The organism is Bacillus salacetis, assembly GCF_003581585.1.
GTDB lineage: Bacteria > Bacillota > Bacilli > Bacillales > Bacillaceae_B > Rossellomorea > Rossellomorea salacetis.
This window is the reverse complement of sequence record NZ_QXIR01000069.1, coordinates 1-2,341: the sequence shown is the minus strand read 5'-3', so window position 1 is coordinate 2,341 and position 2,341 is coordinate 1. Positions and strand designations below refer to the sequence as shown.

Sequence of the window (2,341 nt, the reverse complement as noted above, 5' to 3'; positions counted from 1 at the left end):
GGTTAAGTCCTCGATCGATTAGTATCTGTCAGCTGCACGTGTCGCCACGCTTCCACCTCAGACCTATCTACCTGATCATCTTTCAGGGATCTTACTCACATAAAGTGATGGGAAATCTCATCTCGAGGGGGGCTTCATGCTTAGATGCTTTCAGCACTTATCCCTTCCGCACATAGCTACCCAGCGATGCCTTTGGCAAGACAACTGGTACACCAGCGGTGCGTCCATCCCGGTCCTCTCGTACTAAGGACAGCTCCTCTCAAATTTCCTGCGCCCACGACGGATAGGGACCGAACTGTCTCACGACGTTCTGAACCCAGCTCGCGTACCGCTTTAATGGGCGAACAGCCCAACCCTTGGGACCGACTACAGCCCCAGGATGCGATGAGCCGACATCGAGGTGCCAAACCTCCCCGTCGATGTGGACTCTTGGGGGAGATAAGCCTGTTATCCCCGGGGTAGCTTTTATCCGTTGAGCGATGGCCCTTCCATGCGGAACCACCGGATCACTAAGCCCGACTTTCGTCCCTGCTCGACTTGTAGGTCTCGCAGTCAAGCTCCCTTGTGCCTTTACACTCTGCGAATGATTTCCAACCATTCTGAGGGAACCTTTGGGCGCCTCCGTTACTCTTTAGGAGGCGACCGCCCCAGTCAAACTGCCCACCTGACACTGTCTCCCACCCCGATCAGGGGCGCGGGTTAGAAGTTCAACACAGCCAGGGTAGTATCCCACCAGCGCCTCCACCGAAGCTGGCGCTCCGGTTTCCAAGGCTCCTACCTATCCTGTACAAGCTGTGCCAAAATTCAATATCAGGCTACAGTAAAGCTCCACGGGGTCTTTCCGTCCTGTCGCGGGTAACCTGCATCTTCACAGGTACTATAATTTCACCGAGTCTCTCGTTGAGACAGTGCCCAGATCGTTGCGCCTTTCGTGCGGGTCGGAACTTACCCGACAAGGAATTTCGCTACCTTAGGACCGTTATAGTTACGGCCGCCGTTTACTGGGGCTTCGGTTCGCACCTTCGCTTGCGCTAAGCACTCCCCTTAACCTTCCAGCACCGGGCAGGCGTCAGCCCCTATACTTCGCCTTACGGCTTCGCAGAGACCTGTGTTTTTGCTAAACAGTCGCCTGGGCCTATTCACTGCGGCTCTCTCGGGCTTGCACCCTACCAGAGCACCCCTTCTCCCGAAGTTACGGGGTCATTTTGCCGAGTTCCTTAACGAGAGTTCTCTCGCTCACCTTAGGATTCTCTCCTCGCCTACCTGTGTCGGTTTGCGGTACGGGCACCTTTTTCCTCGCTAGAGGCTTTTCTTGGCAGTGTGGAATCAGGAACTTCGGTACTATATTTCCCTCGCTGTCACAGCTCAGCCTTCACGGTGACGGGATTTGCCTCATCACCAGCCTAACTGCTTAGACGCGCATATCCAGCAGCGCGCTTACCCTATCCTCCTGCGTCCCCCCATCACTCAAACGGAAAAGAGGTGGTACAGGAATATCAACCTGTTATCCATCGCCTACGCCTTTCGGCCTCGGCTTAGGTCCCGACTAACCCTGAGCGGACGAGCCTTCCTCAGGAAACCTTAGGCATTCGGTGGACAGGATTCTCACCTGTCTTTCGCTACTCATACCGGCATTCTCACTTCTAAGCGCTCCACCAGTCCTTACGGTCCAGCTTCTCAGCCCTTAGAACGCTCTCCTACCACTGACACCAATCGGTGTCAATCCACAGCTTCGGTGATACGTTTAGCCCCGGTACATTTTCGGCGCAGAGTCACTCGACCAGTGAGCTATTACGCACTCTTTAAATGGTGGCTGCTTCTAAGCCAACATCCTGGTTGTCTAAGCAACTCCACATCCTTTTCCACTTAACGTATACTTTGGGACCTTAGCTGGTGGTCTGGGCTGTTTCCCTTTCGACTACGGATCTTATCACTCGCAGTCTGACTCCCATGGATAAGTCTTTGGCATTCGGAGTTTGTCTGAATTCGGTAACCCGATGAGGGCCCCTAGTCCAAACAGTGCTCTACCTCCAAGACTCTTACTACATGAGGCTAGCCCTAAAGCTATTTCGGAGAGAACCAGCTATCTCCAAGTTCGATTGGAATTTCTCCGCTACCCACACCTCATCCCCGCACTTTTCAACGTGCGTGGGTTCGGGCCTCCATTCAGTGTTACCTGAACTTCACCCTGGACATGGGTAGATCACCTGGTTTCGGGTCTACGACCACATACTCATTCGCCCTATTCAGACTCGCTTTCGCTGCGGCTCCGTCTTTCCGACTTAACCTTGCATGGGATCGTAACTCGCCGGTTCATTCTACAAAAGGCACGCCATCACCC

The 2,341-nt window shown here is 54.0% G+C and carries 1 rRNA gene; it reads right to left on the bottom strand.

Features of this window, described 5'->3' with window-relative positions:
- A 23S ribosomal RNA gene (locus tag D3H55_RS23525) occupies positions 1-2,341 on the bottom strand; the annotation flags it as partial.